Genomic DNA, 25,239 nt, shown 5'->3' with positions numbered 1-25,239 from the left:
CACGCGGGCGGTCGCCGCGACGTGTCGGGGCGTCGTGACCACCGCCTTCGCGCCCGCCGGCCGCACCACCAGACGAATATCCGCCCAGGGCGACGAGGGCGCTGTTCGTCGCGCTCGAGAAATCGCGGCGCACATTTCGACGTGCTTCACGCAATACGACCGACGTCGTTTCGAGGAAACGGTCCGGCGTCGTGTCACTGCGTCGAAGTAAAGAGATCCGATGGAGGACCGGTGACCCAATTCAAAAGCAACTTCGGCGGCGATTCACAGGCACCGAAGTCACCGCGGATCGGCCCGGCGCCACTCGGCGGTCACCAGGCACCAGGCAACGGAACACGCGCACGCACTTCGGGGCACGGATTCCCGCGCCCGGCGCCGGACGGCGTATTCAAGCTCACCGCGGCGCAGCGCGGAATATGGTTCGCCCAGCACCTCGCGGGCGAATCCCCGATTTCGGTGGCGCAATACGTGGAAATCATCGGGGAATTGGATACCGATCTGCTCATGGAGGCCTGCCGCACCGCGAGCCTCGAATTCGGGTCCGGACATCTGCATCTGATCGAGGTCGACGGCGAACCCTGCCAGTTCGTCGACCACTTCCGCGGCGGCCCGATCTCGGTGGTGGATCTGCGCCGTCACACCGACCCGGTGGCCACCGCGCACCGGCTGATGACCGAGGACTACGCCGCACCGCTCGATCTGCTGCACGACCACCTCATGGTGTGCGTCATATACCAGGTCGGCGACAACCACTACCTGTGGTACCAGCGCGCCCACCACATCGCTCTCGACGGATTCGCCGCGGTGACGATGCTGCAGCGCATCACCGAGCTGTACAACGCGTGGCTGCGCGGTACCGAACCCTCCCCGGCCGCGGCGAAGGACCTGGCCGAGATCACCGAACAGGACCTGGCCTATCGCGGGTCGACGCGATTCGACAACGACCGCAAATACTGGACCGAACATCTGGCGGACGCACCGCCCGTGGTCAGCCTGGCCGGACGTGTCGGCAAACCCACCATCCACCCGGCACTGGTCAGCGAAGCGCTCGCACCCGAGACCGCCGCACTGCTGGATGCCGTGGTCGCCGAACGCAGCACCAGCGTCACCCCGATCGTCGTCGCCGCCTTCGCCGCCTACCTGGCCCGCATGACCGGAAGCACCGAGGTGCTGCTGAGCCTTCCGGTGTCGGGCCGCCACTCCGCGATACTGCGCCGCTCCGGCGGCATGGTCGCCAACGTGGTGCCGCTGCGCGTGCGGGTCGGCTCCCGCAGCGTCGGTGAACTGATCGACGCGGTGCAGGGCGAGCTGACCAGCGCGCTGCGCCGCCAGCGCTACCGGCAGGAAGACATCTTCCGCGATATGGGCATCGCCCGCGACGAGACCGCCTCCTTCGGTCCCGCCGTGAATTTGATGATGATCGACAACGACGTGGTCCTCGGCGACACCACCGGCCGGTTGCACGTGCTCACCTCCGGGCCCACCGCCGACCTGTTCGTCAACATCTATCCCGGCGCCGGCCGCGACAGCACCCACATCGACTTCCAGGGCAATCCGAACATCTACCGGCCCGACGAACTCGCCGCCCACCACGGCCGCTTCCTGATGTTCCTGCACGAATTCCTCGACCGCGGAACGCAATACCGCATCGACCGGCTGCCGCTGCTCGCACCGTCCGAACAGCAGCGGCTGCTGCCCGTGCGCGGCGACGACGCGGTCGCGCCCCGGCTGCTGCCCGACATCCTGGCCGACAGCGCCGGGCGCCACCCCGCCTCCGACGCGATCTCCACACCCGGCGCCACCGTGACCTACGGTGAACTCGACGCCCGCTCCTCACAGCTGGCCCGCCAACTGATCACACGCGGCTGCGGCCCCGACACCACCGTCGCGATCATGCTGCGCCGCTCGGTCGAATCGATCGTCGCCGCCTGGGCGGTCGCCAAATCCGGCGCCGCGATCGTGCAGGTCGATCCCGACTATCCGGCCAAACGCATCGAGCACATGATCGCCGACAGCGGCGCCCGGGCCGGCATCACCGTCGACGCCTACCGGGGACGGCTGCCGCACACGGTCACGCCGGTGGTGCTCGACGATCCGGACACCGCGGCCGCCTGCCGCGACACCACCGGCGCCCCGATCGGCGACAGCGAACGCCTGCGCCCGCTGCGCCCCGACGACCTCGCCTACATCACCTACACCTCCGGATCCACCGGCATCCCGAAAGGGGTGCAGGTGACCCATGCGGGGCTGGCCAACCTCATCGCCGACCGCAGCGAGGTCTGCGGTGTGGACGCCACCGCGCGGGTGTCGTATGCGCTCTCGCCCAGTTTCGACGCCTCACTCGAGCAGTTCCTGGTGTGCTTCGCCAACGGCGCGACCCTGCTGGTCGTCCCGCCCGAGGTGATCGGCGGCGACGAACTGACCGACCTGCTGGCCGCCCAGCACGTCACCCACCTCACCCTCACCCCGGCGATGCTGGCGACGGTGGATCCGCGGCGCCTGAGTGAGCTGCGGGTGGTCGTGGTCGGCGGTGACGTGTGCCCGCCGCACGTGATCGAACGGTGGACGCGCTCGGCGGCGATGTTCAACGAGTACGGGCCCACCGAAACCACCGTCACCGCCGCCAGCGCCGCGGTCACCCCGGGCGGGGACCTGACCGTCGGCGGCCCGATCCGCGGGGTCTCGGCGATGGTGCTCGACCGCTGCCTGCAAGCGGTGCCGACCGGCACCCCGGGTGAGCTGTATCTGGCCGGGCCGGGGGTGGCGCGCGGCTACAGCCACCGGTTCGCCGAAACCGCGGCCCGCTTCGTCGCCGACCCGCACGGCGGGCCCGGAGCGCGCATGTACCGCACCGGCGATATGGCCCGCTGGGTCGGCGACGGACCCGTCCCCGAGCTGGAATTGCTGGGGCGCACCGACTTTCAGGTCAAGATCCGCGGCTACCGCATCGAACCCGGCGAAATCGACGCCGCGCTCACCGCCCACGACGATGTCGACATCTCCGTCACCGTGCCGGTGCGCAACAACGCCGACGCCACCGTGCTGGCCTCCTATGTGGTGCCGGTGCGCGGACGCCACATCGACCCGCTGGACCTGCAACGCTTCGCCCGCGACACGCTGCCGCCGCATCTGGTGCCCGCGGTCATCATGGCGTTGGACGCCCTGCCGGTCAACGCGTTCGGCAAACTCGACCGCGCCGCCCTGCCCGCACCCGCCTTCGGTACCGCGGCCGCGGGGCGGGCGCCGTCCACCCCGCGGGAACAGCGGGTGGCGCAACTGTTCGGCGAAATCCTCGATGTGGCCACGGTCGGCGCCGACGACAGCTTCTTCGCCCTCGGCGGCGACAGCATCCTGTCCATTCAACTCGTGGCGCGCGCCAAGGCGGAGGGGCTGAGTTTCTCCACCCAGGACGTGTTCGAACACAAGACCGTCGCCGCTCTGGCCGCGGTCGCCACCGACGCCGGCGGCGGCCCGCAGCTGCCCGAACTGCCCGGCGGCGCGATCGGGCCGATGCCGCTGACCCCGATCATGTACGCGATGCTCGCGCGCGACCGCTTCGACCGCTTCGCGCAGGCCACCCTCGTCGAACTGCCGCCACACGTCGACGACGCCGACCTGGTGGCCGCGCTGGCGGCGGTGCTGGACCGCCACGACATGTTGCGCGCGGTGTTGCGCGGCGCCCACTCCGCCGACCGGTACATCGACGTGGCCGCCCCCGGCACGGTCGACGCCGCGGCCGCCTACGAATCGGTGCGGCTGCCGCGCCGCGACGCCACCGAGATCGACGCCCGGTTGCAGGCGGCCGCCGACCGGCTCGATCCCGCCGACGGTGTGCTGGTGCAGCTGGTGCGGATGAGCGACGACACCACCGGGCCCGACCTGATGTGGGTGGTGATCCACCACCTCGCCGTCGACGCGGTGTCGTGGCGCATCCTGCTCACCGACCTCGCCGGGGCATGGCAGCAGATCAGCGCCGGCGCCGAACCCGCCTTCAGCGCCGCAACCACCTCGGTGCGGCGCTGGAGCCACGGACTCACCGAGCACGCCGCCGGCCGCCGCGCCGGCGAACTGGAGCTGTGGAAGACCGTCCTCGCGCCGGGGGAGAAGCTGCTCGGTACACGACCTCTCGATCCCGCACACGACACCGCGGCCACCGCGGGCCGCGTCGAGGTGCACGTACCCGCCGACGTGTCCGAAGCGATCCTCACCACCGTCCCCGCCCGCTTCCACGGCACACCCAACGACCCGCTGCTGGCGGCGCTGGCGCTCGCACTGGGGGAGTGGCGTCGCCGCCGCGGCGTCGACCCGGACACCGAACTGATCTCCCTCGAGGGACACGGCCGCGAGGAACACGCCGTACCGGGCGCCGACCTCAGCGCCACCGTCGGCTGGTTCACCACCCGCTTCCCGGTGCGCCTGGACCTGCGCGGCGTCGACGCCGACGACGCGTTCGCCGGCGGCCCCGCCGCGGGCACGGCGATCGTGGCAGCCAAGGAACAGTTGCGCGCGATCCCCGGCAACGGCATCGGCTACGGGATGCTGCACTGCCTCGACGCCGAGGCCGGCGCCGAACTGGCCGGCGCGCCCGAACCGCAGATCGCGTTCAACTACCTCGGTCGCGTCGGCGTCCACGAACAGTCCGGGCCGTGGACACCGACCACGGAATTCACCTCCCTCACCGCGACCGGCGACCCGGCGATGGCGCTGCCCGCCGTCCTGGATGTCAACGCGATCGCCGAACCGGGACCCGACGGCCTCGAACTCGACGCCACCTGGGAATTCGCCACCGACGTGCTGAACAGCGCGGACGTGGAGGAACTGGCCGGACTGTGGGTGCGGGCGCTGCGCGGGCTCGCCGACCACGCCCGCGGCGAAACCGCCGGCGGCTTCACCCCGTCGGATTTCCCGCTCGTGGACCTCACCCAGGACGAGATCGACCGCTGGCAGCTGGAATATCCGACCATGACCGACGTGTGGCCGCTGACCGCACTGCAGTCCGGTCTGCTGTTCCACGCCGTCTACGACACCGACCGCGTCGACGGCTACACCGTGCAGGCGACACTGACCCTCGCCGGGAACGTCGACACCGCCCGCATGCGGGCCGCGGCACAAGCGGTGATCGACCGGCACGACAGCCTGCGCACCGCATTCGTCGAAAGCGCTGCCGGGCCCCGCCAGATCGTGATGAGCGGCGTGCGCGCCGACTGGCACGACAGCGACCTCACCGAAATCGCCGACGCCGGGGAACGCGACCGCGAACGACGCCGCATCATCGACGCCGCGTCGGCCCCCTTCGATCCGGCCCGGCCGCCGCTGCTGCGTTTCCACCTGATCCGCACCGGCGCAACCGAATTCGAACTGCTGCTCACCAACCATCACATCGTGCTCGACGGCTGGTCGATGCCGCTGCTGATCCACGAACTGCTCACGGTGTACGCCGCGGACGGCGATCCGGCCGCACTGGCACCGGCCGGCACCTACCGCGACTACCTGCACTGGCTGCACAGCCAGGACCGCGACGCCGCGATCACCGCCTGGCAGAGTGTGCTCGCCGGCATCGAAAGCCCGACCCTGGTGACCGGGCGCCCGGACCGGACCGTGCCCGCCGACAACGCCGAAGTCAGCCGCAACCTCTCCGCCGAGACGACCGCCGCGATCACCGACCTGTCGCGCGCCTACGGTGTCACCGCCAACACCACCGTGCAGGTGGCATGGGCGCTGCTGCTGACCACCTTGACCGGCCGCTCCGACATCGTGTTCGGCAACACCGTCTCCGACCGCCCACCCCAGCTGCCGGGAGTCGAACGCATGGTGGGGCTGTTCATCAACACCCTGCCCGTGCGGGTCCGGCTCGAACCCGCCGAAACCGTCGCCGACCTGCTGGCCCGGGTGCAGTCCGAACAGGCCGCCACCCTCGATCACCGCCATCTCGGGCTGGCCGAACTGCAACGCGCCACCGGATTCGCCGACATGTTCGACACGGTGACCGTGCTCGAGTCCTATCCGCTCGACCGCGAACAGCTGACCCACAATCTGCGCGAGGCCGGACTGCGGCTCGTCGACGTCGACGCCCACGACGCCACCCCGTATCCGCTGAGCCTGCAGGTGACCCCGCCGCGGCCCGGCCGCGCCGGCGACCCGGATTCGGCCACCTCCGCCACCCACACCGTGATGTTGCGCTTCTCCTGCGACCGGCTCGACATCGACACCGCCCGCATCCTGCTCGACCGCTACGAACGGATCCTCGACCAGATCGCCGCCGACCCCACCGCCACCGTCGCCGCCATCAGCCCCTGCGCGAATGCCGAACTCGCCGAACTGATTCCGGCACCACGCAGTGCACCGGCCGGACGCACCCTGCGCGACATCCTCACCGACACCGCCCGCACCCACCCGGACGCGGTGGCCGTGCGGTCGGGAACCACCACGCTCACCTATCGGGCACTCGCCGCGCGGGCGCACCGGCTCGCGCAACGGCTACTCACCCGCGGCGCACGCCCGGAAACCGTTGTCGCCGTGGTCGTTCCGCGTTCGATCGAGCTGGCCGTCGCGATCTGGGCGGTCGCCGAAACCGGCGCGGCGTTCCTGCCACTGGATCCGGCCAACCCCGGCGAACGCCTCGCCGAACTGCTCGCCGATTCGGGCACCGCCCTCGGCGTCGCCACCCGCGCCCTCACACAGGGGCTTCCCGCCACCGTCGACTGGACCCTCGCCGACACCGACCTGCCCGCCGAACCCGACACCACCGCCGCGCCCGACGAGCTGCGGCTCGACCACGCCGCCTACCTGATCTACACCTCCGGATCGACCGGAACCCCCAAAGCCGTGCACCTGACCCACCGCGGCCTCGCCGGCCTGGCCGCCGCCCACGCCGACGCGTTCGGCGTGAACACCACCTCGGCCGTCTTGCAGGTCGCCTCACCGGGATTCGACGCCTGCCTGTCGGAACTGCTGCTCGCCCACGGCCACGGCGCCTGCCTGGTGATCGCACCGCCCGACGTCTACGGCGGCGCCGCACTCGAGGAACTGCTGCGCGCCCAACGGGTGACCCATGCCATCATCACCCCGTCGGTGCTCAACACGATGAACCCCACGCAGCTGCCCGCACTGACGACGATCGCGGTCGTCGGGGAGGCCACCGCTGCCGACCTCGTCACCCGCTGGGCGCCCGGGCGGCGGCTGATGAACCACTACGGGCCCACCGAATGCACCGTGTGGGCCACCGGATCCGACGCCCTCACACCCGGGCAACCCGTCACCATCGGCACCCCGATCCCCGGACTGTCGGTGACCGTGCGCGACATGTGGCTGCGGCCGGTCCCCGCCGGCGTCGCCGGCGAACTGTATGTGCGCGGCCCCGCCCTGGCCCGCGGCTACCTCGACCGACCCGCCACCACCGCGGCCCGCTTCGTCGCCGACCCGGAATCGGCTCGCGGAGAACGGATCTACCGCACCGGTGACAGCGTGCGCTGGCTGCACACCTCCCGCGGACCGCAACTGGAATACCTGGGCCGCAGCGACCAGCAGGTCAAAATCCACGGCCTGCGCATCGAACCGGGGGAGATCGACGCCCGCCTGGCCCGCCACGACACCGTGGCCGTCGCCGCCACCGTCGACCGCCCCGGACCCGCCGGCGAACCCGTGCTGGTGTCCTACGTCGTCGCCGCACCGGGGGCCACCCTCGACCCGGCCGCGCTGCACACCGACCTGGAACGCGAACTGGCCCACTACATGAACCCCGCCGCCATCGTGGAACTGGCGGACATGCCCCGCACCCCGGTCGGCAAGATCGACCGGAAAGCGTTGCGCGAACTGGACTTCCGATCCGAGGAGACCGCCGGACGGGCGCCGGCCACCGCCGACGAACAGCTCATGGCGAAACTGTTCGCCGAAGTCCTGCACCTGGACACCGTGTACGCCGACAGCAACTTCTTCACCCTCGGCGGCGACAGCATCGTATCCATGCGGCTGGTGGCATTGGCCCGCTCGGCCGGGCTCACCCTCACCCCGCGCGACGTCTTCGAAGCCAAAACCGTTGCCGCACTGGCGGAACTGGTCGGCGGCACCGTCGCCGCCGACCCGTCGCCGACCCGGGAACCGGCCCACCGCGCCGAAGGCCGCCCCCCGCGCCCATCGGACTTCCCGCTGGTCGAGCTGACTGCCGCCGACGTCGAACGGCTCGACCACCGCTACCCGGACCTGGCCGACGTGTGGCCGCTGTCGCCGATGCAGGCCGGAATCCGATTCCACTCCACCTACAACCCCGGCGCCGGCGACAACTACACCGTGCAAACCGCGATCGGCTTCACCGGCACCGTCGACGCCGGACGCCTGCGCCGCGCCGCCCAAGCCCTCGTCGACCGCCACGACATCCTGCGCGCCGCCTTCACCGACACCAGCGCCGGACCCTGCCAGATCGTGCTCGGCCACGCCCCCGTCCGCTTCCGGCACATCGACCTCACCTCCGGCGCCGACAACGCCGGCCTCGATCAGGTCGCCGCCGACGACGCCGCCGAAGGGTTCGACCTGTCGGCGCCGCCGCTGATCCGATTCACCCTGATCACCGTGCGCCCCGACCGCTACCGGCTGCTCGTCACCAACCACCACGTGATCCTCGACGGCTGGTCCATGCCGCTGCTGATGAGCGAACTGCTCGCCGACTACAGCACCCCCGCCCACATCGACACCGCCGAACCCGCACCCAGCTACCGCGACTACCTAGCCTGGCTGCACCGCCAAGACCTCGCCGCCTCCACCGCCGCCTGGACCGACGAATACGCCGACGTCGAATCACCCACCCGCGTTGCCCGCGCCGACGCCGCCCACCGCGACACCTCCGCCGGCGAAATCGACACCCTGCTACCCGCCCACCGGGCCGCGGACCTGCGCCGCGTCGCCGCCGACGCGGCCGTCACCGTCAACACCGCCGTCGCCGCGGCATGGGCGCTGACCCTGCGCGAACTGACCGGCGACACCGACGTGATCTTCGGATCAGCCGTCTCCGGCCGGCCCCCCGAACTCCCGCAGGTCGACCGCACCCTCGGCATGTTCCTCAACACCGTCCCCGTGCGCGTCCCCCTCGACCCCACCCACACCGTCGAGCAGCTGCTGACCCGCATCCAGCAACACCAGGCCCGCATGCTCGACCACCACCACATCGGACTGGCAGACATCCACCGCGCCCTCGGAATGACAGCCCTGTTCGACACCGCCGTCGCCTTCCAGTCCTTCCCCGTCGACCGGCCCGCCCTGCAGCACCTCGTCGACGCCGCGGGCCTGCACATCGACGACATCACCGGCGTCGACGCCACCCCCTACCCGCTCAGCCTCGTCGTCGCCCCCGAATCCGACGACACCGCACACACCGACACCACCCACACCGACCCGGCCACGGCACCGGGACTGCGCATCACCCTGCGCTACCTCGACGACGAATTCGACACCCACCGCGCACAGTGGATCCTCGACCGGTTCGTCGCACTCCTGCACCACATCGCCGACGACCCGGCCACCCCGCTGGCACGGCTCACCGCCGCCGACGACACCGAACCCGTCCACCCGGCCCGCGCGCACCGCCGGCCGCGAACCTTCGACGACATCCTCACCGCCACCGCCGCCACCCACCTCGACGCCGTCGCCGCCACCTGCGGCACCGACACCCTCACCTACCGCGACCTCGACCAGCGATCCAACCGGCTGGCCCGGCTGCTGCTGCACCGCGGCCTCACCCCGCACACCGTGCTCGCCAGCGCCCTGCCACGCTCCCTCGACGCCGTCGTCACTGTGTGGGCAGCCGCGAAAACCGGCGCCGCGTTCGTGCCCATCGACCCCCGCCTGCCCGCCGACCGCATCGCCTTCCTGCTCGACGACTCCGGCGCCACCCTCGGCATCACCCACACCGGCAACGCCGACACCGGCACGATCCACCCGCACCGGCACATCGACCGGCTCGTCCTCGACGACCCCGACACCGTCCACGCCCTCGACACCGAATCCGCCGCACCGATCACCGACACCGAACGCGGCGCGACACTCACCCCCGACCGCACCGCCTACCTCATCTACACCTCCGGATCCACCGGAACACCCAAAGGCGTGCTGGTCACCCACCGCGGCCTCACCGACCTCGTCGCCGCCCAGCAGCGCATCCTCGGCGTCACCGCCGACTCCGCGGTGCTGCAGGTCGCCTCACCCAGCTTCGACGCCTCGATCTTCGAACTGCTCATGGCCCACGGCGCGGGCGGCCGGCTCGTCGTCTCCCCACCCGACGTGTACGGCGGGCCCGAACTGGCGAAACTGATTCAGCGCGAACACATCTCGCACGCCGTGCTGACACCGTCGGCGCTGGCGACCATCCCCGGCGACCACGTCGACACCCTGCGGGTACTGGCCACCGCCGGCGAACCCGTCGGCCCCGAACTGGTCGACCGGTGGGCACCCGGACGCACCATGGTCAACCTCTACGGACCCACCGAATCCACCATCTGGGCCACCGCGAGCGCACCGCTGACCCCGGGCGCACCGATCACCATCGGCGCCCCCGCCGGCCCCGTCACCACCACCGTCCTCGACACCTGGCTGCGGCCCGTCCCGCACGGCGTCGCGGGAGAGCTGTACCTGCTCGGCCCCGGACTCGCCGACGGCTACAAGGACCGCACCGCACTGACCGCGACCCGATTCGTCGCCTGCCCGTTCGGCGCACCCGGCACCCGCATGTACCGCACCGGCGACATCGTGCGCCGCACCACCGGCGGCGACCTGGAATTCGTGGGACGCAACGACTTCCAGGTCAAAGTCCGCGGCAACCGCATCGAACTCGCCGAAATCGACGCCGCCCTCGCCGCCCACCCCGGCGTCGCCTTCGCCGTCACCGTCCCACGCACCGACGACGGCCGCCCCACCACCCTCGTGTCCTACGTGACCCCCGCCGCCGGCGCCACCCTCTCCGACACCGACCTGAAAACCGCACTCGCCCAGGCACTTCCGCCCTACATGGTGCCCGCCGCCGTCATGATCCTCGACGAGGTGCCGCTCACCCCGACCGGCAAACTCGACCGCGACCGACTACCCCGGCCACCCGCCACCGCCCGCGCCTTCCGCGCACCCACCACCTGGCAGGAAGACGTCGTCGCCCGCGCCTACGAACAGGTCCTCGACGCCGAACACGTCGGCGCCGACGACGACTTCTTCGCCCTCGGCGGCGACTCGCTCAGCGCCGCCCTCGTCGCCGCCCGCATCGGCGCCGCCCTCGACGTGCGCATCCCCGTGCGCACCATCTTCGAAGAACCCACCGTCGCCGCCCTCGCCCGCCGCGCCCGCACCCTGCACGGCACCGCCCGCCTCCCACTCACCGCAGGGGAGCGCCCCGAACCGCTGCCGCTGTCGCTGGCCCAGCAACGCATGTGGTTCCTCAACCGGTTCGAACCCGAATCGGCCGCCTACAACATCCCCGTCATGCTGCACCTGTCCGGGCGCCTCGACACCACCGCACTGAGCGCCGCCCTCGACGACGTCATCGCCCGCCACGAAGTACTGCGCACCATCTACCCCGAAACCGACGGCGAACCACGCCAGCTCATCCTCGGCCGGGCACCGATCGCCCTCGAAACCGGCCACCCCGCCCGCGACACCCTCCCACATCTGCTCACCGAATTCGTGCGCCGCGGCTTCGACGTCGCCACCCAGGTACCGATCCGCGTCGCCCTGTTCGACATCACCACCGACACCGACGACACCGGTCAGTACATGCTCGTCCTGGTCGTGCACCACATCGCCGGCGACGGACAATCCATGGGCCCGCTGGCCCGCGACGTCATGACCGCCTACGCCGCCCGCCACACCGGACAACCCCCGCAGTGGCAGCCCCTGCCGGTGCAGTACGCCGATTTCGCGCTGTGGCAACGCCGCATCCTCGGCGCCGCCGACGACCCCACCTCGCTGATGTCCACCCAGCTCGATTACTGGCGCACCACCCTCGACCGGGTACCCGACCTGCTCGACCTGCCCACCGACCGGCCCCGCCCCACCGTCGCCACCCTCACCGGCGGCCGCGTCCCCCTCGACATCCCCGCACCCCTGCACCGGCAACTGCAGACAGTGGCCCGCGACCACGGCACCTCCCTGTTCATGGTCGTCCACGCCGCACTCGCGGTGCTGCTCGGGCGGCTCGCCGACACCGACGACATCGTCATCGGCACCCCCGTCGCCGGCCGCGGCGAACCCGGCCTCGACGACCTCGTCGGCATGTTCGTCAACACCCTCGCCCTGCGCACACCCATCGACCGCAGCGAACCGTTCACCCAACTGTTGGCCCGCACCCGCGACACCGACCTGCACGCCCTCGACCACGCCGACGTCCCCTTCGAACGCATCGTCGAAGAACTCAACCCGCACCGCACCACCGCCGCGCACCCCCTGTTCCAAGTGGTGCTCGCCTTCCAGAACACCGGCGCCATCGACATCGCCCTGCCCGACGTCGCCGTCTCCCGCGCCGACGTCGACACCGGCACAAGCCAATTCGACCTCCAGCTCGTCATCTCCGACACCAGCACCGAAACCGGTGCCGCCCAAGGCCTGTCCGGCATGATGATGTACGCCCGCGACCTATTCGACCCCGACACCGTCACCAGCTTCGTCCAGCGACTGCTGCGGATCCTCGACACCGTCGCCACCAGCCCCGACACACCCGTCGGCGACATCGACTGGCTGCACCCCCGCGAACACCACGCCCTGCTCACCAGCATCGGCCCACGCACCGCACCCACCCCCGAATCACCACTGCTGCCCGACGTATTCGCCGACGCCGTGCGCCGCAACCCCGACGGCCTCGCCGTCCGCACCGGCGACACCGGCCTCACCTACACCGAACTCGACCAGCGCTCCAACCGCCTGGCCCGGCTGCTCATCGAACACGGCGCCGGACCCGAAATCCCCGTCCTGGCCGCCGCGCCCCGCTCCGCCGAATCCGTGCTCATCTGGTGGGCCGTGGTGAAAACCGGCGCCACCTACGTCCCCGTCGACCCCGCCTACCCGGCCCACCGCATCGACCACATGATCACCGATTCGGCTGCCGCACTGGGCATCACCGTCACCACCGCACGCCCCGCACTACCCGACACCGCCGACTGGATCATCCTCGACGCACCCGAAACCACCGCACACCTGCACACCCGCCCCGACAGCCCCCTCGACGACCACGACCGGCTGCGGCCCCTGCGCGCCACCGACACCGCCTACGTGGTCTTCACCTCCGGATCCACCGGACGCCCCAAAGGCGTCGCCGTCACCCACACCGGCATCGCCGACCTCATCGCCACCCAACGCGCCGACTACCACATCGAACCCGGCTCCCGATTCCTGCACTTCGCCTCACCGTCCTTCGACGCCGCACTGATGGAGATCCTGTTCGCCACCGCCGGCGCCGCCACCCTCGTCATCGCACCCACCGGAACCTACGGCGGCGAGGACCTCGCCGACCTGCTGCGCACCCAGCACGTCACCCACGCCTTCGTCACCCCCGCCGCCCTCGCCTCCGTCGACCCCACCGGACTCGACGACCTGCAACTGGTGCTGTCCGGCGGCGAAGAAGTCCCCGCCGAACTCGTCAAACGCTGGGCAGGCACCGACCGCCGCGGCACCCGCGAATTCCGCATCCTCTACGGACCCACCGAAACCACCATCCTCGCCACCGCCACCCGGGCCCTGCACGCGGGGGACCGGCCCACCATCGGCACCCCACTACCCGGCATGCAAGCCTTGATCCTCGACACCCGCCTGCATCCCGTCCCCGCCGGCGTGGTCGGCGAGCTCTACCTCGCCGGCCCCGCACCCGCCCGCGGCTACCTCAACCGCCCCGCCACCACCGCCGCCCGATTCGTACCCTGCCCGGCCGGCGAACCCGGCACCCGCATGTACCGCACCGGCGACCTCGTCCGCTGGAACACCCACGGCGACATCGAATTCGTCGGACGCAACGACTTCCAGGTCAAAGTCCGCGGCTACCGCATCGAACTCGGCGAAATCGACGCCGTCCTCGACGCCCGCCCCGACACCGCCTTCGCCGTCACCATCGCCCACCGGCAAGGCAACGCCCCCGCAATGCTGGTCACCTACGTCGTGCCCGCACCAGGCGCCACACCCACCGCCGCCGAACTCACCACCGCACTCGCCGACGCGCTCCCGCCCTACATGGTGCCCGCCGCCGTCATGATCCTCGACGCGATCCCACTGTCGCCCAACGGCAAACTCGACCGCAACGCACTACCCGAACCCATCCTGCACACCGAAACATTCCGCGCACCCGCCTCACCGGTCGAAGAAATCGTCGCCGGCATCTTCGCCGACCTCCTCGGCCTCGACACCACCATCGGCGCCGACGACAACTTCTTCGACCTCGGCGGCAACAGCCTCGTCGCCACCCGCGCCGCCGCCCGCATCGGCGCCGCCCTCGACACCCGCGTCCCCGTGTCGATGATCTTCGACGCGCCCACCGTCGCCAAACTCGCCGCCCGCGCCGAATCGCACGCCGACACCCGCCGCATCGCCCTCACCGAACAACCACGCCCACAACACATCCCACTGTCCTACGCACAACAGCGGATGTGGTTCCTCAACCGCTTCGAACCCGACACCCCCGCCTACAGCATCCCCATCGTCATCCGGCTCACCGGCCGCCTCGACACCCACGCCCTGCACACCGCCATCGGCGACGTCATCACCCGCCACGAAGTACTGCGCACCATCTACCCGGCCGTCGACGGCGAACCCACCCAGAAAATCCTCCCGGCCACCGAAGCCGTCCCACCCCTCACCATCACCCGCATCCCCGAAACCGAACTCCCACACACCCTCTCGGCGCTACTGGCCACCGTCTTCGACGTCACCACCACCGTGCCGCTGCGCATCCGGCTCTACGAGATCGCCGACGACACCTGGATCCTCGCCCTCGTCGTCCACCACATCGCCGGCGACGGATCCTCCCTCGCACCACTGGCCCGCGACCTCACCCTCGCCTACACCGCACGACTCGACGGCGACGCCCCCGCCTGGCCGCCGCTGCCCGTCCAATACGCCGACTACGCCCTCTGGCAACGCACCGTCCTCGGCGGCGACGACGACCCCGACTCGCTGCTGCACGCCCAAATCGACTACTGGACAACCCAACTCGCCGACGTGCCCGCCCTGCTCGCCCTGCCGACCGACCGGCCGCGACCGCCCGTGCAAACCTACGCCGGCGCCACCGTCCCCCTCACCGTCGACCCCGAACTCCACGCCCGGCTGCAACACACCGCCCGCGCCCACAACACCACCCTGTTCATGGTGTTCCACGCCGCACTCGCCGCCGTCCTCGCCCGCCTCGCCGGCACCGACGACATCACCATCGGCACCCCCTACGCCGGACGCGGCGAACCCGAACTCGACGAACTCGTCGGCATGTTCGTCAACACCCTCGTCCTGCGCAGCCACCTGCGCACCGACATGACGTTCACCGACCTGCTCGACCAGGTCCGCGACACCGACCTCGCCGCCTTCGGACACGCCGACGTCCCCTTCGAACGACTCGTGCAAGAACTCAACCCCGCCCGCTCCCACGCCCACCACCCGCTGTTCCAGGTGATGCTCGCCTTCCAAAACCTCACCGGCACCGAATTCGAACTGCCCGAACTCACCCTCTCCGCCGTCGAAGCCGACATCGACACCTCACTGTTCGACCTGCAGATCACCGTCTCCGACAGCTACGACGACCACGGCGGCCCCGCCGGCATCACCGGCGGCATCACCTACGCCCGCGACCTGTTCGACCCCGACACCGTCACCGGCATCGCCGCCCGCCTCGACCGGATGCTGCGCGCCCTCGTCGCCGACCCCACCGGCCTCGTCTACGACGTCGACCTGCTCGACGCCGACGAACGCCACAACGTCGTGGACCGCTGGAACACCACCCACCACACCCTGCCCACCGACGAAACACTGACCTCCATGTTCGCCGACGCGGTACCGGCATACCGCGACCGCACCGCCGTCACCTACGGCGACCTGTCGCTGACCTACGCGCAGTTCTCCGCCCGCGTCAACCGGCTCGCCCGCTGGCTCATCACCCGCGGCGTCGGCCCGGAAAAGCTGGTCGCCGTGCGGATGCGCCGCTCGCTCGACCAGGTCACCGCCCTCTACGCCGTGCTCGCCGCCGGCGGCGGCTACGTCCCCGTCGACCCCGACCTGCCCGCCGACCGCATCGACTACATGCTTGCCACCGCCACACCCGTCGTCGTCCTGTCCACCCTCGACGACATCGACCTGTCCGCATTCGACGACACACCCGTCACCGACCACGACCGCCACGCCCCACTGCGACCGACCAATGTCGCCTACGTGCTGTTCACCTCCGGATCCACCGGCCGCCCCAAAGGCGTCGCCGTCCCGCACGGCGCCGCAGTCAACCAGATCCGCTGGCTCAGCGACGAATACGGCCTCGACGCGGACGATGTGGTCCTGCAGAAGACACCGGCCACCTTCGACGTCTCGGTGTGGGAACTGTTCGCCACCCTGGGCGTGGGCGCCCACCTCGTCATCGCCCGCTCCGACGGCCACACCGACCCCGCCTACCTCGCCGAAACCATTGCCGCACAACAGATCACGATCACCTCGTTCGTGCCGTCCATGCTCGCCGTCTTCGCCGAAGCCGCACCCGTCCGCACCCTGACCTCGCTGCGCGCACTGCTCATCGGGGGAGAGGCATTCGGGTCCGACACCGTGGCCGCCGTCCGGCGCGTGCTGCCCGACGTCGAACTGCACAACCTGTACGGGCCCACCGAATTCACCGTGCACGTCACCTCCCACCACGTCACCGACACCGACCAGGGCAGCGTGCCGATGGGCATGCCCGTCTGGAACGCGCGCGCCTACGTCCTCGACGCCCGGCTCAACCCGGTACCGCCCGGCGTGGCGGGGGAGCTGTACCTCGCCGGCACCCAGATCGCGCGCGGCTACCACGCCCGCCCCGTCCTCACCGCCGAACGGTTCGTGCCCGACCCCTACAACAACGGCGGACGCATGTACCGCACCGGCGACCTCGTGCGGCGCCGCCGCCGCGACGGCGAACTGGAATACCTGGGCCGCACCGACTTCCAGGTCAAACTGCGCGGACTGCGCATCGAACTCGGCGAAATCGAAACCGTGCTCGCCGAACACCCCGGCGTCGCCCGCGCCATCGCCGTCGTCCACTCCAGCGAGATCGCCGCCCAGCTCGTCGGGTACCTGGTGCCCGCCGCCGGCGCCACCGTCGACACCGCCGCGGTCCTCGCCCACGCCGCCGCCGAGTTGCCCAACTACATGGTGCCCAGCACCCTCATGGTGCTCGACACCGTGCCGCTCACCGCCTCCGGCAAACTCGACCGCGCCCGGCTGCCCGAACCGGTGGCCGCGGTAGGGGAGTTCCGCGAACCCTCGACCTGGCTCGAAGGTGAGGTCGCGCGCGCCTTCGAACACGTCCTCGGCCTCACCCACGTCGGCGCCGACGACGACTTCTACGCCCTCGGCGGCAACTCGCTGCGCTCGGTGCAGGTCGCCAGCGAACTCACCAAGGAACTCCACTTCGCGGTCCCGCTGGGGTGGATGCTGTCGGATCCGAATCCGGCCGACCTGGCCAAGCGCATCGAAACCGGAATGAGCAACGGCCACCACGAATCCGGGCCGGCGGCATTCGGTCTGGACGTCGTGCTGCCGATCCGGACGGGCGGCAGCCGGCCACCGCTGTTCTGCATCCATCCCGCGTCGGGCCTGTCGTGGTGCTACTACACCTTCGGCGACCACCTCGCCGGCGACCGCCCGATCTACGGTCTGCAGGCGCCGCAGATCGGTGGGGAAGTGCCGGGCCCGCAAACGTTCGAGGAGATCGCGCGCCGCTACTTCCAGGAAATCCGCGCCCTCCAGCCGCACGGGCCCTACCATCTGCTCGGCTGGTCGCTGGGCGGGCAGATCGCACACGCCGTCGCCGCCGAAATGCGTTCGGCCGGTGAGGAAGTCGCATTGCTGGCGCTGCTGGACGCCGAGGCCGAAGGGATCGACGCCACGGAGGTCACCGAGGCCACGCCAGGGGAGCTGATCAGCAATCTCGGTCCGGTCATGGGCATCGACGTCGTCGGCGCCGACGCGACCGCGGAAGAGGCCGCCGAACTGATCCGGCAGCAGCTGGGGGACAGCTTCGCCATCGACGCCGCGACCATCGAACGCATGACCGACGCCTACAACCTGTCCATCCGCGCCGCGAGCGCCTGGCGGCCACCGGTCATCGATGCCGACATGCTGTATTTCACCGCCACGAAGGACCGGCGCACCGACGCCGCGGGCCACGAGGGTTGGGCACGGTTCGTCACCGGCCAGATCTCCAACGTCGACATCGCGGCCGAGCATCTGGCGATGACCGAACCCGGGGTGGTCGCCGAGATCGCGAAGATCCTCAACCGCCGGCTGGATCGGTGAGGGGATCGGGCCAGACCGGCGTTACTTGACATAATGTAGATTATCGGCGCAATGGAACGGGTGCCGGCGGCTGCATTTACCCTTGCGTGTCAGCATGTTTCGGCATCCGCATTCCGTGTCACGGCCGCGCTGCTCGGCTGTCCCGCATTCCGCCGGCATCGGTGTTCGGCGCCGCCGTCTCGCGTAAATCTGCCGAATCCCTCCTGATGAACTTTTTCGCCGCCGGTCCAATTTGCCGGAAAATTTACTGGCGCGTCCATCGGGTCGATCCCGCTCCTATCGGCCACTTCCCCGGCGTCCCGGATTCCCGGCGCGAAACGTCACAGTGACGGAATGAGGGTGCTTGGCCGGGTCTGCCGCCGACGGATCCGATACACATCACCGCGCGCCTCCCGCACGTCTTGTGATTCGAAGGCAGTGCGCACCGCCCGGTTTGGTACCCGCCACGAGACCGTCGCGGCCGCGGTGGTGACTTGTTAGCGTCCTCGGTAGGAGGTGTCATGAAGGCAGCGCGGCCTTTCGATGTCGATGTGGTGATCGTCGGATCCGGATTCGGCGGCAGTGTGACGGCATTGCGATTGGTGGAGAAGGGATATTCGGTCGCGGTACTCGAGGCCGGGCGACGCTACGAAGACGCCGACTTCGCCACCACGAGCTGGGATCTGCGGCGATATCTGTGGGCGCCGGCACTGGGCTGCTACGGCATCCAGCGAATCCACCGGCTGCGCGACTGCTTCATCCTCGCCGGCGCCGGAGTCGGCGGCGGCTCGCTCAACTACGCCAACACCCTCTACAAACCGGGACGCGCGTTCTTCGAGGACCGGCAGTGGGCCGAGATCACCGACTGGGACGCCGAACTCACCCCGCACTACGACCAGGCCCGGCGCATGCTCGGTGTCGTGGAGAATCCGCACACCACCCCGGCCGATGAGATCATCCGCTCGGTGGCCGAGGATATGGGCGTCGCCGATACTTACGTCCCGACGCCGGTCGGCGTGTACTTCGGCGAGCCCGGAGTCGTGAGCGCAGACCCCTATTTCGGTGGCGTCGGACCGGAGCGCACGGGGTGTATCGAATGCGGCGAGTGCATGACCGGTTGCCGGCACGGCGCGAAGAACACGCTGGTCAAGAACTATCTCGGGTTGGCCGAAAGCGCTGGGGCGCAAATACATCCGATGACGACGGTGACCGCGCTGCGACCGCAGGACGACGGCAGCTGGCGCGTCGAGACGCGCCGGACGGGCCGATTGCGGGGTGGCAAGCGCAGCTTCTCGGCGCGGTACGTGGTGCTGGCGGCGGGGACCTGGGGTACGCAGCGATTGCTGTTCCGGATGCGTGATACGGGGGTGCTGCCGGCGCTCTCGCCGCAGCTGGGCGTGCTGACCCGCACGAATTCGGAGGCGATTCTGGGCGCGGGCCGCACCCGGGTGCACACCGGCCTGGATCTGACGGCGGGTGTGGCGATCACCTCGTCGTTCCATCCGACCGCCGATACCCATATCGAGCCGGTGCGCTACGGCAAGGGCTCGAACACGATGGGGTTGTTGCAGACCTATCTGGTCGACGGCGGGAAGGCCGTGCCGCGGTGGGTGCGGGTGCTGGCGATCGCGGCCACCCATCCGGTGCGGACGGTGCGGTTGCTGCGGACGCGGCGCTGGAGTGAGCGGACGTTGATTCTGCTGGTGATGCAGAGTCTGGACAATTCGATCACCACGTTCACCCGGCGCGGGCTGTTCGGTCGCCGCTACACCAGCAGACAGGGCTACGGCGAGCCGAATCCGTCGTGGATTCCGGCCGGGCACGAGGTGACGCGGCGGGTGGCCGGCAAACTCGGCGCCACGGCGGGCAGTACCTGGCCGGATATTTTCGGTGTGCCGATGACGGCGCATTTCATCGGTGGGTGCGTGATCGGCGGCGACCGCGAGCATGGTGTGATCGATCCGTATCACCGTGTGCACGGTTATCCGACGTTGAGCATTGTGGACGGGTCGGCGATTTCGGCGAATCTCGGTGTGAATCCTTCGTTGACGATCGCCGCTCAGGCCGAGCGGGCGGCGTCGATGTGGCCGAACAAGAACGAGCGGGATTCGCGTCCGCCGATGGATCTGCCCTACCGGCGCATCGATCCGGTCCCGCCGGTGGCGCCGGTGGTTCCGCCCTCCTCCCCTGCCGCGTTGCGGTTGCCGATCGTGGAGGTCCGTCACACGGCCGCGGATGGTCGCCCGGCTTGAACCGGCGCGGCTGCGGTTCTGGGCGTCAACGTGTGAGGCGCCCCAACAGTGCTGAGGCACAGGCGATTCCGAGGAGGGCGGCCAGGACGAGGACGCCGAAGTCGGTCCACAGGTCGGCGGCGCCGCCGACGAGCAGGCCGCGCAGGGCGTCGACCTCGTAGCTGAGCGGGTTGACGTGGCTGACGGCGTCGCGGTCCCAGATCAGTTGGATGCCGTAGAAGATCGCGATGAACAGCGCCGATTGGGCGATGATGCCGGGTGCGAGGAAGTCCAGGTAGGGCATGTCGCCGTATTTTCCTGTGAGTCTCCCCCGGGTTCCGGGGCGGCTCCGGCGATCACTCCTGTGTTACGTTGTGAGCGACATCACGCGGCCGGCGGTGTTCCGGATTGGACGCCAGTGATCTCGGACGGCCGGTCGCCCATCGCACGGACCGGAAGGAGATCGCTGTGGCCACCGACCGGATTCTGGTCATCGTCACCAATGCCGGAGAGTACGAGAAGGTCGGCTATCGCACCGGGCTGTGGCTCGGCGAGCTGACCCATTTCTACGACTATGTCACCGAACAGGGCTATACCGTCGACATCGCCAGTCCCGCAGGCGGATTCGTGCCCATCGACCCGGAGAGCCTGGCGCACGACGTCCTGGCCGACCTCGGCACCGACCGCCGTTACCGCGACCGGGAATTCATGGATCTGCTCGACCGTACGCGCAGCATCGGCGAGGTCGAGGTCGAGGATTACGACGCGATCTACTTCACCGGCGGGCACGGGGTCATGTTCGACTTCGGCGGCGACGATCTCGGCGCGCTGACCGCGGCGTTCCACGACAGCGGCCGTGTGGTGTCGGCGGTGTGCCACGGGCCGGTCGGTTTGCTGAACGTCCCGCTGGAAAGCGGGGCCGCGCTGATCGCCGGGCGGCGGGTGACCGGGTTCTCGTGGCCGGAGGAGGAAGCCGCCCAACGTGCGGACGCGGTACCGTTCAACCTTCAGGACGAACTCGTGAAAGTGGGCGCCGACTACAGCATGGCCGACGAGCCGTTCGGGGTTCACGTCGTGACGGACGGGCGGCTGATCACCGGTCAGAATCCCGCCAGTGCCCGCGGCGTGGCCGAAGCTGTGGTCGCGGCCCTGAGAGGAGATCAGCGGTGAGCGATTCCGGCAGCGATATCGATGTCGAGGTGCCCGCCAGCGGGACCGGTTGCGCGGAGTGTGTGGCCGCCGGCGGCTGGTGGGTGCATCTGCGTCGGTGCGCGCGCTGCGGGCACGTGGGTTGCTGCGACACCTCCCCCGCCCAGCACGCCACCGCCCACTTCCGCAGCACCGGCCATCCGATCATCCAGAGCTTCGAACCGGGTGAGGACTGGTTCTACGACTACCGCGACGGTGCGGTCGGTGAGGGTCCGCAATTGGCGCCGCCGACCAGCCGTCCGGAGACGCAGCCGGTGCCGGGGCCGGCGGGGAAGGTGCCCGCCGACTGGCAGGACCATATCCACTGACGCAGGCGCGGCGCCGGGCCCCGGTGGTGTGGCGAGGCCGCCCACTGGGGACGTTCGTCCTCATCGCATGAGGTACGCCGCCTCTGGGAGGGGTCGCGCGCCGGGGTGCAGGCTCGACGTATGACTCACGAAACTGTTCGCATCGCAGTCGTTTTCGCCACCGCGCAGGGCTCGACCCGTGAGATCGCCGACTATATCGGGGCGGCGCTGGCCAACCGCGGAGCGGATGTGGAGGTCGCCGATGTGGCGCATGCGCCCGAGTTGTCGCGGTTCGACGCGGTGATCCTCGGCAGTGCCGTGCACAACATGGATGTGCTTCCCGAGATGTCGGGGTTCGTTCGGAGTCATCGCTACGAGCTGGCCGCGACGAATGTGTGGCTGTTCACCGTGGGGCTCGGACCGGCGCTGCGGGGGCCGCTCGGGCGGCGGATGGGCAGAATCGTGCCGCCGAAGATCGCCGCGTTGCGCGATTCGATCCATCCGGTCGGCTACCGCGCCTTCGCGGGCCATTTCGAGAACGTGGGGGTGTCGTTGAAGGCGCGGATCATTTACCGCCTGCTCGGCGGGGGTCGCTTCGGTGACCTGCGCGACTGGCCCGCGATCGGCGAATGGACGGCCACGATCGGCCGGATCCTGCTTCTGCCCCAGCCCGCCGCGAATATCGCCTACCCGTAGTCCGCCCCTTGCGGCCGGTGAGAGGAAGGTGCGCCGTGACATCGGAACCTGTTCTCGTGGCGTACGGCTCCACACGGGGCGGTACTGCCGAAATGGCGGAGTGGATCGGCGAGTCGCTGCGCTCGGCCGGTGTCGACGCCGAGGTCCGCAATGCGCGTGAAGTCCGCTCCCTCGACGGCTATGGGGCGGTGGTCCTCGGCGGTGCGCTCTACACCGGTCGCTGGCATCGTCACGCCCGCCGCTTCGCCCGTCGTTTCGCGCGGCAGATGCGCATGCGGCCGGTCTGGCTGTTCGCCAGTGGGCCGCTGGACGACTCGCTCACCTCCGGCGGTCCCGAAAAGGTGCCGGGGGTCAAAGCCGTCGAGCGAGCCGCCCGTCGCGTGAATGCCCGGGATTACACGATTTTCGGTGGCCGCCTGCAGGCCGATGCCCACGGTTTCCCGGCCGCGGCGATGGCCAAGACGATGGCGGGCGATTTCCGTGACCCCCAGCATGTGCGCGAGTGGGCGAGCGGTCTGGCCGCCGAGCTCGTTCCGGGCCCGCGTTGATCGCTGCGCCGGGCCCGTATCGGGCTGTCGTTCAGGACTCCTCGTAGCGGATGCTGTGGGCCGCGGCGATGGGGTTGATCTTGCGTGGGTCGAGCGCGCCGTCGGTGAGCACGGTGGGTCCCGCGTCGAACAGATCTTCCAGATAGCATTCCCATCCGCCCGGTGACGATATCTGGATCACTGTGGGCGGCGGGTTCGAGACCGCGCGCAGGGCGTGCGGGATGCCGTGCGGCAGCAGGACGAACGTTCCGGCGGGCGCGACGTACGACCGGTCGTCGAAGTCGACGCCGAGTTCACCGCTGAGCACATAGATGGCTTCGTCGGCCACCTCGTGGGTGTGTCGCGGGATGTCGCGGGCCAGGGTCACCTCGAGCAAGGAGAACCGGCCCTCGGTGTCGGCGGTGGTGGCCTTGACCGCGAAGGCGGGGGGCATCGGAATCCGGCCCGGGCGTACCTGGCCCGGGGCCAGTCGGAGAAATCTGTTGTGCGGCATCGTGTGCTACCCTTCCGGCGACAAAACGGAATCGGAATCCGCTTCCGTCTAGATGGTAGCCGGAAAGGACGCACGGATGTCAACGCCCGCGACGCCACGAAAGACGCGCGCCGACGCGGCACGCAACCGCGACCGCCTCCTCGAGGCTGCTCGGGAATTGTTCGCCGAGAAGGGCTCTCAGGTGCAGTTGCCCGACGTGGCACGCGCGGCGGGTGTCGGGGTCGGCACGGTCTATCGCCACTTCCCCACCCTCGCGGAACTGGTCGACGCGGCCGCCGAACAGCGCTTCGCGCAGATCGAGAACTACGCGCGCACAGAATGTCTCACGCATGCCGGTGCCGGCGAGGGGCTGCGACGCTATCTGATGCATGTCGGTGAGCTGCTCAGCGCCGATCGCGGCCTGTCCGCAGCCGTCGAAGCCGCCCGCCGCTCGCCCGGTAGCGAGCCGCGCGGAATGTCTCGCGCCCGGCTGGAAGCCGTTGTCGGCGAGATCATCGCGGGCGATCGCGAGGCCGGTGCGCTGCGGCAGGACTGCACCGCCGCGGACGCCTACCTGCTCGTCGGTGCGATCTCGGCGACGATCCGCACGGGCAGCGGGGACTGGCGGCGCCTGCTCGACCTGATGCTCGACGGCCTACGGCCGCGTACGTCGTAGCCGTCGCGGATCAGCCGAGTTGTCGTGCGGCCGAGGGGTTCACGGGGACACCGCGGTCGACGAGGTCGGCGGCGAAGCGGCGCAGCAGTGGATCGGCGGGGGTGGCGAGCAGGCAGACGAGATCGCGGGACACGCTGGGGTGCAAGCGTTTCAGGGTCGCGGGCAGGCCGGGGCCCAGGGCGGTGACGGGGACCAGGGCGATGCCGAGTCCGGCCGCGGCCAGTTGTGCCGCGGTGCCGGCCTGCCGGGTGCGCATGACCGGGCTGAGGGTGACGCCGTGGACCGCGGCTCGGGCGTCGAGCCAGCCGGCGAGGCCGTTGTCGGGGTGGTAGTGCACCACCGGTTGGTCGTGGAGGTCGTCGAAGCCGAGCCGATCCTGCCGGGCCAGGGCGTGGTCGGCGGGGAGGACCGCCACGATCTCCTCGGTGCCGACGAGTTCGGATGCGCCGGTCCAGCGAGTCGGCCGCGGCCCCAAAGCCAGGTCGGCCGTTCCGGATTCGAGGTGGCGGACGAGGTCGTCGGCGCTGGTGGCCTCGGTGAGCGTCACGTGCACCGCGGGGTGGCGACGCAACCAGGTACGCAGTACGGGAGCGAGCAGACTCGCGGTCAGGCTCTCCGCACAGGCCAGTCGCAACAGGCCGCCTTCGCCCCGGGCCGCGGCCCG

General features: G+C 70.1%; 9 protein-coding genes and 1 pseudogene. 7 read left to right on the top strand and 3 right to left on the bottom strand.

The features are described from left to right. The first annotated feature begins 231 nt into the window (after positions 1–231). On the top strand, positions 232–18,477 hold the full coding sequence (locus NN2_RS24225) for a non-ribosomal peptide synthetase (RefSeq protein WP_063016155.1): 18,246 nt from the start codon (positions 232–234) through the stop codon (positions 18,475–18,477). 500 nt (positions 18,478–18,977) lie between these two features. After that, positions 18,978–20,708 carry an FAD-dependent oxidoreductase gene (locus NN2_RS24220; RefSeq protein ID WP_063016153.1) on the top strand — a complete coding sequence of 577 codons (1,731 nt, stop codon included), beginning with the start codon at positions 18,978–18,980 and terminating at the stop codon, positions 20,706–20,708. A 25-nt stretch (positions 20,709–20,733) separates the two neighbouring features. On the opposite strand, the pseudogene NN2_RS24215 reads toward NN2_RS24220, so the two are convergent. Beyond that, a pseudogene (locus NN2_RS24215) lies at positions 20,734–20,997 on the bottom strand (hypothetical protein); the annotation flags it as partial. 158 nt (positions 20,998–21,155) lie between these two features. On the opposite strand from NN2_RS24215, the gene NN2_RS38235 reads away from it, so the two are divergent. The 4 genes from NN2_RS38235 (at position 21,156) to NN2_RS24195 (ending at position 23,427) form a co-directional block, all read left to right on the top strand. Continuing rightward, positions 21,156–21,857, top strand: coding sequence for a type 1 glutamine amidotransferase domain-containing protein (locus NN2_RS38235; protein ID WP_082857229.1), 702 nt, complete (start codon positions 21,156–21,158; stop codon positions 21,855–21,857). Continuing rightward, positions 21,854–22,204: a UBP-type zinc finger domain-containing protein gene (locus NN2_RS38230; RefSeq protein ID WP_063016149.1), complete on the top strand. Its 351-nt coding sequence runs from the start codon at positions 21,854–21,856 to the stop codon at positions 22,202–22,204. The genes NN2_RS38235 and NN2_RS38230 overlap by 4 nt, the downstream gene beginning before the upstream one ends. Before the next feature lie 120 nt (positions 22,205–22,324). Beyond that, positions 22,325–22,879, top strand: coding sequence for a flavodoxin domain-containing protein (locus NN2_RS24200; protein ID WP_063016147.1), 555 nt, complete (start codon positions 22,325–22,327; stop codon positions 22,877–22,879). A 35-nt stretch (positions 22,880–22,914) separates the two neighbouring features. Then, positions 22,915–23,427: a flavodoxin domain-containing protein gene (locus NN2_RS24195; RefSeq protein ID WP_063016145.1), complete on the top strand. Its 513-nt coding sequence runs from the start codon at positions 22,915–22,917 to the stop codon at positions 23,425–23,427. Between the two features lie 31 nt (positions 23,428–23,458). Here NN2_RS24195 and NN2_RS24190 read toward each other — a convergent pair whose 3' ends face one another. Then, positions 23,459–23,860, bottom strand: coding sequence for a cupin domain-containing protein (locus NN2_RS24190; protein ID WP_245658836.1), 402 nt, complete (start codon positions 23,858–23,860; stop codon positions 23,459–23,461). Between the two features lie 136 nt (positions 23,861–23,996). On the opposite strand from NN2_RS24190, the gene NN2_RS24185 reads away from it, so the two are divergent. Continuing rightward, positions 23,997–24,575 (top strand): TetR/AcrR family transcriptional regulator, encoded by a 579-nt coding sequence (locus tag NN2_RS24185; protein ID WP_063016208.1) that lies wholly within the window; start codon positions 23,997–23,999, stop codon positions 24,573–24,575. Between the two features lie 10 nt (positions 24,576–24,585). Here the strand turns inward: NN2_RS24185 and NN2_RS24180 are convergent. Next, positions 24,586–25,239, bottom strand: a 654-nt coding sequence (locus NN2_RS24180) for a LysR family transcriptional regulator substrate-binding protein (protein ID WP_063016141.1), incomplete at its 5' end; no start/stop codon positions are given.

Origin of the sequence: Nocardia nova NBRC 15556 (assembly GCF_001613005.1) — a bacterium.
Classification (GTDB): Bacteria; Actinomycetota; Actinomycetes; order Mycobacteriales; family Mycobacteriaceae; genus Nocardia; species Nocardia nova.
Note: the sequence above shows the minus strand (reverse complement) of the source record. Positions and strands in the feature narration are given on the sequence as shown.

What these genes read in the sequence shown, in the direction of transcription:
- NN2_RS24190 (WP_245658836.1), bottom strand. Translation starts at nt 23,860, where the DNA reads ATGCCCCCCGCCTTCGCGGTCAAGGCCACCACCGCCGACACCGAGGGC.
- NN2_RS24200 (WP_063016147.1), top strand. Translation starts at nt 22,325, where the DNA reads ATGACTCACGAAACTGTTCGCATCGCAGTCGTTTTCGCCACCGCGCAG.
- NN2_RS24185 (WP_063016208.1), top strand. Translation starts at nt 23,997, where the DNA reads ATGTCAACGCCCGCGACGCCACGAAAGACGCGCGCCGACGCGGCACGC.
- NN2_RS24220 (WP_063016153.1), top strand. Translation starts at nt 18,978, where the DNA reads ATGAAGGCAGCGCGGCCTTTCGATGTCGATGTGGTGATCGTCGGATCC.